This is a genomic window from Pseudomonas lactucae, from assembly GCF_016937615.1.
GTDB lineage: Bacteria > Pseudomonadota > Gammaproteobacteria > Pseudomonadales > Pseudomonadaceae > Aquipseudomonas > Aquipseudomonas lactucae.
In genome coordinates this window covers 1-7,893 of record NZ_JAFHKI010000056.1, presented here as the reverse complement: position 1 = coordinate 7,893, position 7,893 = coordinate 1, and the positions used below count along the sequence as shown (strand labels likewise).

At 62.0% G+C, this 7,893-nt stretch carries 10 protein-coding genes; 9 read left to right on the top strand and 1 reads right to left on the bottom strand.

All coding sequences use genetic code 11. The features are described 5' to 3' along the window. Positions 1 to 30: 30 nt before the first annotated feature. Positions 31 to 1,065 (bottom strand): type IV pilus twitching motility protein PilT, encoded by a 1,035-nt coding sequence (locus tag JWR98_RS11370; protein ID WP_205490065.1) that lies wholly within the window; start codon positions 1,063 to 1,065, stop codon positions 31 to 33. A 57-nt stretch (positions 1,066 to 1,122) separates the two neighbouring features. Between JWR98_RS11370 and JWR98_RS11365 the strand changes: the two genes are divergently transcribed. From JWR98_RS11365 to JWR98_RS11325, 9 genes are all read left to right on the top strand, one after another. After that, positions 1,123 to 1,809, top strand: coding sequence for a YggS family pyridoxal phosphate-dependent enzyme (locus JWR98_RS11365; protein ID WP_078735063.1), 687 nt, complete (start codon positions 1,123 to 1,125; stop codon positions 1,807 to 1,809). Between the two features lie 33 nt (positions 1,810 to 1,842). Beyond that, the gene (proC, locus tag JWR98_RS11360) at positions 1,843 to 2,661 is read left to right on the top strand and encodes a pyrroline-5-carboxylate reductase (protein ID WP_078735064.1); all 819 of its coding nucleotides are present in this window, start codon (positions 1,843 to 1,845) and stop codon (positions 2,659 to 2,661) included. A 25-nt stretch (positions 2,662 to 2,686) separates the two neighbouring features. After that, on the top strand, positions 2,687 to 3,277 hold the full coding sequence (locus JWR98_RS11355) for a YggT family protein (RefSeq protein WP_003176685.1): 591 nt from the start codon (positions 2,687 to 2,689) through the stop codon (positions 3,275 to 3,277). 144 nt (positions 3,278 to 3,421) lie between these two features. Further along, the gene (gene metX, locus JWR98_RS11350; protein ID WP_078735065.1) at positions 3,422 to 4,564 is read left to right on the top strand and encodes a homoserine O-succinyltransferase MetX; all 1,143 of its coding nucleotides are present in this window, start codon (positions 3,422 to 3,424) and stop codon (positions 4,562 to 4,564) included. Between the two features lie 25 nt (positions 4,565 to 4,589). Continuing rightward, the gene (gene metW, locus JWR98_RS11345) at positions 4,590 to 5,210 is read left to right on the top strand and encodes a methionine biosynthesis protein MetW (protein WP_078735066.1); all 621 of its coding nucleotides are present in this window, start codon (positions 4,590 to 4,592) and stop codon (positions 5,208 to 5,210) included. 21 nt (positions 5,211 to 5,231) lie between these two features. After that, positions 5,232 to 5,666 carry a DUF4426 domain-containing protein gene (locus JWR98_RS11340; RefSeq protein ID WP_078735067.1) on the top strand — a complete coding sequence of 145 codons (435 nt, stop codon included), beginning with the start codon at positions 5,232 to 5,234 and terminating at the stop codon, positions 5,664 to 5,666. Beyond that, positions 5,663 to 6,259, top strand: a complete 597-nt coding sequence (gene rdgB / locus JWR98_RS11335) for an RdgB/HAM1 family non-canonical purine NTP pyrophosphatase (RefSeq protein ID WP_078735068.1) — start codon at positions 5,663 to 5,665, stop codon at positions 6,257 to 6,259. The genes JWR98_RS11340 and rdgB overlap by 4 nt, the downstream gene beginning before the upstream one ends. Next, positions 6,256 to 7,458, top strand: coding sequence for a radical SAM family heme chaperone HemW (gene hemW / locus JWR98_RS11330; RefSeq protein WP_078735069.1), 1,203 nt, complete (start codon positions 6,256 to 6,258; stop codon positions 7,456 to 7,458). Before rdgB ends, hemW begins: the two co-directional genes overlap by 4 nt. A gap of 18 nt (positions 7,459 to 7,476) precedes the next feature. Next, positions 7,477 to 7,800, top strand: coding sequence for a DUF3392 domain-containing protein (locus JWR98_RS11325; RefSeq protein WP_003176691.1), 324 nt, complete (start codon positions 7,477 to 7,479; stop codon positions 7,798 to 7,800). The last annotated feature ends 93 nt before the right edge of the window (positions 7,801 to 7,893 follow it).

The following is a 7,893-nucleotide window of genomic DNA, read 5'->3' as shown; positions in this document are numbered from 1 at the left end:
CCACATTTGATTTTCGTTGGCTGCAAGACCTCATATGTCTGCAGGCACCCGCGCCTTCTCCCGCGCCTCTTCCCGGCTGATCACGCCTTGCGTGACCAACGCCTTCAAACTCATATCCAGCGTTTTCATCCCCAGCGCCCCACCCGTCTGGATCGCCGAGACCATCTGCGCCACCTTGTCCTCGCGGATCAGATTCCGAATGGCCGGTGTGCCCAGCATGATTTCATGGGCCGCCACGCGTCCGCCGCCGAGCTTTTTCACTAGCACCTGGGACACCACCGCTTGCAGCGACTCCGACAGCATCGAGCGCACCATGGCCTTTTCGCCTGCCGGAAACACGTCCACCAGGCGGTCCACGGTTTTCGCCGCCGAGGTTGTGTGCAGAGTGCCGAAGACCAAGTGCCCGGTCTCGGCCGCCGTCAACGCCAGGCGGATGGTTTCCAGGTCGCGCAACTCGCCTACCAGGATCACGTCCGGGTCTTCGCGCAGCGCCGAGCGTAGCGCTACCGAGAAACTGTGGGTGTCACGGTGCACCTGACGCTGGTTGATCAGCGCGGTCTTGGGCGTGTGGATAAATTCGATCGGGTCTTCCAGCGTGAGGATGTGCTGGCGCCGATGCTGATTGAGGTAGTCGATCATCGCAGCCAGGGTGGTGGACTTGCCGGAGCCGGTAGGCCCGGTCACCAGCACCAGGCCGCGGGGCAACTGGGCGATGCGCTGGAAGACGTCCCCCAGGCCCAGACTCTCCAGGCTTTGGACCTCGGTCGGGATGGTGCGAAACACTGCGCCCATGCCGCGCTCCTGCTGGAACACGTTTACCCGGAACCGCGCCACACCGGGCAGCTCGAACGCAAAGTCCGTTTCAAGAGATGTTTCGAAATCCTTTTGTTGATGCTCGTTGAGCAGCGGGCTTAACAAGTCGGCCACTTGCCGGGCTGAAAACACCGGCCAATCCAGGGGCCAAACCTCGCCATCGATCCTCAGCATGGGTGCCAGGCCGGCCGAGAGATGCAGGTCGGAGGCGCCCCGGCGCACGCCAACCGTCAGCAATTCAGTGATATCCATAGGGCTTTCCATTTCCAGTAGAATGCCGCGGACTCCATATCCACGGGCGCATCTTGAATGTCGACGATAGCAGACAATATCGGCCAGGTTAGCCAGCGCATCCGCGCTGCAGCCGACGCCGTGCAACGTGACGCAAACAGCATCCACCTGCTGGCCGTGAGCAAGACCAAACCCGCGCAAGCCGTTCGCGAAGCCTATGCCGCCGGGATGCGCGACTTCGGTGAGAACTATCTGCAGGAAGCCTTGGGCAAACAGGCCGAATTGACCGACCTGCCCTTGAGTTGGCACTTCATCGGCCCCATTCAATCGAACAAGACTCGCGCGATCGCCGAGAACTTCGACTGGGTGCATTCCGTGGACCGTCTGAAAATCGCACAACGCTTGTCCGAACAACGCCCGGCCGACCTGCCGCCACTGAATATCTGCATCCAGGTCAACGTCAGCGGCGAAGCCAGCAAGTCCGGTTGCACGCCCGCCGACCTGCCGGCCCTGGCCAACGCGATCAGTGCCTTGCCTCGCTTGAAACTGCGCGGGTTGATGGCGATTCCCGAGCCGACAGAAGATCGGGCCGAGCAAGATGCGGCGTTCGCCACCGTGCGCGAGCTGCAAGCCGGTTTGAACCTGCCGCTCGACACACTTTCCATGGGCATGAGCCACGACCTTGAGTCGGCCATCGCCCAGGGCGCCACCTGGGTGCGGATCGGTACCGCATTGTTTGGCGCCCGCGACTACGGCCAGCCTTGAAATGGCTGACTTCCATCTAGCTAAGGACCTGTCATGACAGACACGCGTATTGCCTTTATCGGCGCCGGTAACATGGCGGCCAGCCTGATCGGCGGCCTGCGGGCCAAAGGCCTGGACGCCGCGCAGATCCGCGCCAGCGATCCGGGTGCCGACACCCGCGCCCGCATCACCGCCGAACACGGTATCGAGACCTTTGCCGACAACGCCGAGGCCATCCAGGGCGTCGACGTGATCGTGCTGGCGGTCAAGCCGCAAGCCATGAAGGCCGTGTGCGAAAGCCTGCGCCCGAGCCTGCAACCGCACCAACTGGTGGTGTCCATCGCCGCCGGTATTACCTGCGCCAGCATGAACCACTGGCTCGGCGCACAGCCGATCGTGCGCTGCATGCCCAACACCCCGTCACTGCTGCGCCAGGGTGTGAGTGGCCTGTACGCCACAGCCCAAGTGAGCGCCGCCCAACGCGAGCAGGCGCAGGTGCTGCTGTCCGCCGTGGGCATCGCCCTGTGGCTGGAACAGGAGCAGCAACTGGACGCGGTCACCGCCGTGTCCGGCAGCGGCCCGGCGTACTTCTTCCTGCTGATCGAAGCCATGACCGCCGCAGGCGTGAAACTGGGCCTCTCCAAGGAAGTGGCTGAGCAACTGGCCGAGCAAACCGCACTGGGCGCCGCGAAGATGGCCGTCGCCAGTGACGTGGACGCTGCCGAGTTGCGCCGTCGCGTCACTTCCCCAGGGGGCACCACACAAGCCGCCATCGAATCGTTCCAGGCCGGGGGCTTTGAAGCCCTGGTGGAAAAAGCACTGGGTGCCGCGGCACATCGTTCGGCCGAAATGGCCGAACAGCTGGGCAAATAGTCGTCTCCCTACGAAGGAATACATGATGCTTGGACTCAATAGTGCCCTCATCTTCATCATCCAGACCTTGGGCAGCCTGTACCTGCTGATCGTGCTGATGCGTTTTATCCTGCAACTGGTGCGGGCGAACTTCTACAACCCGCTGTGCCAGTTCGTGGTGAAGGCCACCCAACCGCTGCTCAAGCCACTGCGCCGGGTGATCCCGAGCATGTTCGGCCTGGACATGTCCTCGCTGGTGCTGGCGCTGCTGTTGCAGATTCTGTTGTTCATGGTGGTCCTCCTGCTGCTCATGGGCTATGTGCCCCTCACGCCGCTGCTGTTGCCATGGGCGCTGATTGGCATCTTCTCGCTGTTTTTGAAGATCATTTTCTGGTCGATGATCATCAGCGTAATTCTGTCGTGGGTCGCTCCCGGCAGCCGCAGCCCTGGTGCCGAACTGGTCTACCAGATCACCGAACCGGTGCTGGCACCGTTCCGCCGCTGGATCCCGAACCTGGGCGGCCTGGATATTTCGCCGATCTTCGCGTTTATCGCGATCCAACTCATACAGGGCTGGGTCATCCCGTACGTGGCTGATTACGCGGGTATGCCCAAGGAACTGTTTGGGCTGATCTGACGCGGATCATAATGTGGGAGGGGCAAGTCGAATCGTCGCACCGCCCCTCCCACACTTTGAATCTGTGTACCGGCGTAGGCCTTCGCTTGCCGCTAGGGTCCCCGCTCTTTAGACTTACGCCTCATTTAAACGAGAGCAGGGTCGATGCCAGCTGTCTTTCCCCCCGATTCTGTTGGACTGGTCGCCCCCCAAGTGGCGCACTTCAGCGAACCGCTGGCCCTGGCCTGCGGGCGTTCGCTGCCAGCCTATGACCTCATCTACGAAACCTACGGCCAACTGAACGCCACGGCGAGCAACGCGGTGCTGATCTGCCATGCCCTGTCCGGCCATCACCACGCCGCCGGTTTCCATTCTGTCGACGAGCGCAAGCCCGGTTGGTGGGACAGCTGCATCGGCCCCGGCAAGCCCATCGATACCACCCAGTTCTTTGTGGTCAGCCTGAACAACCTCGGCGGTTGCAACGGCTCCACCGGCCCCAGCAGCCTCAACCCGGAAACCGGCAAGCCGTTCGGCGCCGACTTCCCGGTGCTCACCGTGGAAGACTGGGTGCACAGCCAGGCGCGCCTGGCGGATCTGCTCGGCATCAACCAGTGGGCGGCGGTGATCGGCGGCAGCCTGGGCGGCATGCAGGCGCTGCAGTGGACCATCACTTACCCGGATCGCGTGCGTCATTGCCTGGCAATCGCCTCGGCCCCCAAATTGTCGGCGCAGAACATCGCCTTCAACGAAGTGGCGCGCCAGGCGATCCTCACCGACCCCGAGTTCCACGGCGGTTCGTTCCAGGAAGCGGGCGTGATCCCCAAGCGCGGCTTGATGCTGGCGCGGATGGTCGGGCATATCACTTACCTGTCCGACGATTCCATGGGCGAGAAATTCGGCCGTGGCCTCAAGAGCGAAAAGCTCAACTACGACTTCCACAGCGTCGAGTTCCAGGTGGAAAGCTACCTGCGCTATCAGGGCGAGGAGTTCTCGGGGCGTTTCGACGCCAATACCTACCTGTTGATGACCAAGGCCCTGGACTATTTCGACCCGGCGGCCAACTTTGATGACGACCTGGCGAAAACCTTCGAGCACGCCACGGCCAAGTTCTGCGTGATGTCGTTCACTACCGACTGGCGCTTCTCGCCCGCGCGCTCACGTGAGCTGGTGGATGCCCTGATGGCCGCGCGCAAAGACGTCTGCTACCTGGAAATCGATGCTCCGCAAGGCCACGACGCCTTTCTGATCCCGATCCCGCGCTACCTGCAGGCGTTTCGCAACTACATGAACCGAATCACGCTTATATGAATTGCTTACGCTTTGGGAGAACGCCATGAGAGCCGACCTGGACATCATCCAAGACTGGATCCCTGCCGGCAGCCGCGTGCTCGACCTCGGCTGCGGCGATGGCGAACTGCTGAGCTGGCTGCGCGACCACAAGCAAGTCACCGGCTATGGCCTGGAAAACGACCCGGATAACATCGCCCAGTGCGTGGCCAAGGGCATCAACGTGATTGAGCAGGACCTGGACAAGGGCCTGGGCAACTTTGCCAGCAACAGCTTCGATATCGTCGTCATGACCCAGGCCCTGCAAGCGGTGCACTACCCGGACCGGATCCTCGATGAAATGCTGCGTGTAGGTCGCCAATGCATCATCACCTTTCCCAATTTCGGGCACTGGCGCTGCCGCTGGTACCTGGCCACCAAGGGCCGCATGCCGGTGTCGGACTTCCTGCCATACACCTGGTACAACACGCCGAACATCCACTTCTGCACCTTCGAAGACTTCGAAGCGCTGTGCGGCGAGCGCGAAGCCAAGGTGATCAACCGCCTGGCCGTCGATCAACAGCATCGCCACGGCTGGGCGAGTAAGCTATGGCCCAATTTGTTGGGTGAAATCGGAATTTACCGGGTCAGCAGCCCTGGCCTGACCGAACACAAGATTGCCGTCTAATCATTATCAAGAGGGACGATCATGAGTCGTTTGGCTATTTTTCTACTGACCGCATGCCTGGGCGCCAACGCCATGGCTGCGGACACTATCGACGCTAATCGCAAGAAAGACTTCGGTGACATCACGGTGCATTACAACACCTTCACCTCAAGCTTCTTGCCACCCGAAACCGCCCAGAAAGTCGGCGTGGTGCGCAGCAAGGAGAAGGGTTTGATCAATGTGACGGTGATCAAGGGCGTGACCCCGGTCGCGGCCCAGGTGACCGGTACCATCAAGGACCTGGGCGGCAAGAGCGAGATTCTCACGTTCAAGCAAATCGAAGAGAAAAGCGGGATCAGCTACCTTGCGCCCTACTCCGTGACGCAGCGGGAATACAAGACGTTTACCATCAACGTTGAAACGGGCGGCAAGGCCCATGGTTTCCAATTCAACCAAGAACTGTTTCCGGCCAACTGATGACTCTTACACAACTCGTACTGGCCAGCCATAACGCCGGCAAACTCAAAGAACTGCAGGCCATGCTCGGTGAGTCCGTGCAACTGCGCTCAATCGGCGAGTTCAGCCAGGTCGAGCCGGAAGAAACCGGCCTGTCATTTGTCGAGAACGCCATCCTCAAGGCCCGCAATGCCGCACGCATTTCGGGCCTGCCGGCGCTGGCAGATGACTCCGGCCTGGCCGTGGACTTCCTCGGCGGCGCGCCGGGCATCTACTCCGCGCGTTACGCCGATGGCCAGGGCGATGCGGCCAACAACGCCAAGCTGCTCGAAGCGCTCAAGGATGTGCCGGATGCGATGCGTGGCGCGCAGTTCGTCTGCGTGCTGGCCCTGGTGCGGCATGCCGATGACCCACTGCCGATCCTTTGCGAAGGCCTGTGGCACGGGCGCATCCTGCATGCAGCCAGCGGTGACCACGGTTTTGGCTATGACCCGCTGTTCTGGGTGCCAGAGCGTAATGTCTCCAGCGCCGAGCTAAGCCCCGCCGACAAGAACCAGATCAGCCACCGCGCCCGTGCAATGGATCTGCTGCGCCAACGCCTGGGCCTGAAATGACCCACGACACTCCGGCGCTGCCCCTGATCCATGGCGGCGCGCAAACACCTCGGGCGAGCCTGCCGGTGCTGCCGCCCCTGGCGCTGTATATCCACATCCCGTGGTGCGTACGCAAATGCCCTTATTGCGACTTCAACTCCCATACCGCAAGCCCAGTGCTTCCGGAAGAAGAGTACGTAGACGCCTTGCTGGCTGACCTCGACCAGGACCTGCACGCCGTTTACGGGCGGGAGCTGAGCTCGATCTTCTTTGGCGGCGGTACGCCCAGCCTGTTCAGCGCAGCGGCACTGGGCCGCCTGCTCAAGGGCGTGGAAGCGCGGATCCCGTTTGCCGGCGACATCGAGATCACTCTGGAGGCCAACCCCGGCACCTTCGAACAAGAGAAGTTCGTGGCGTACCGCAAGCTGGGGATCAACCGCCTGTCCATCGGCGTCCAGAGCTTCCAGCAGGAAAAACTCGAAGCGCTGGGCCGCATCCACAATGGTGACGAAGCCGTGCGCGCCGCCGGCATGGCACGCCAGGCCGGGTTCGATAACTTCAACCTCGACCTGATGCACGGTTTGCCAAACCAGTCCCTGGACGACGCCCTGAGCGACCTGCGCCAAGCCATCGCACTCAAGCCCACGCATGTGTCGTGGTACCAGTTGACCCTGGAACCCAACACCGTGTTCTGGAACCAGCCGCCCGTGCTGCCGGAGGACGACACCCTGTGGGATATCCAGGAAGCCGGCCAGGCACTGCTCGCCGAACACGGTTACCGACAATATGAAGTGTCGGCCTATGCCCAACCGGGCCGCCCGGCGCGGCATAACCTGAACTACTGGAGCTTCGGCGACTTTATCGGCATCGGCGCCGGGGCGCATGGCAAGCTCAGCCACCCGGACGGGCGTATCGTGCGTACCTGGAAGACCCGGGCGCCGAAGGACTACCTGAACCCGGCCAAACCCTTCCAGGCCGGCGCGAAGGAACTGACCAACGAAGAGCTGCCCTTTGAGTTCCTGATGAACGCCCTGCGCCTTACCGAGGGTGTCGAAGCCAGACTCTACGCCGAGCGCACCGGCCTCGATCTGGCCAGCCTCGCTGAAGGCCGCCGCGAGGCAGAACAAAGTGGCTTAATGCAGGTCGAACCCTCACGCCTGGCGGCGACCGACCGCGGGCAACTCTTTCTCAATGACCTGTTGCAGACGTTTTTGAGCTGACGCTCTTAAGGAAATCGAATGGATTTGGTACTCGACCTGCTCGCCACCGTATCCCGCTGGAGCCGCAGCAACCTGTCGGAAATCTCCCTGGCCCTCGTCGGCTGCTTGCTGGTGCTGTTCGGCGCCGACATCAAGGGCTGGGTCGAAGCGCGCCTGGGCAGCATTGCCGGCGCCTTGCGCGTTCCCTTGATGGCGCTGCTGTGCATGATCGGCAGCGGCGCGGCGTTGATCTACGCCACGCCGTGGATTGTGCGGGGGTTGAGCCAGTTCAATAACTACAGCCTGGCGCCGGTGTTGGTGGTAGTGCTGGTGCTGATTGGGGTAGTGGCAGACCGCCGCTGACCTCAAACCCAACACAGAACCAAATGTGGGAGGGGGCTTGCCCCCGATTGCAGGGTGCCAGCCACCAAATCTTTGGCTGATACACCGCTATCG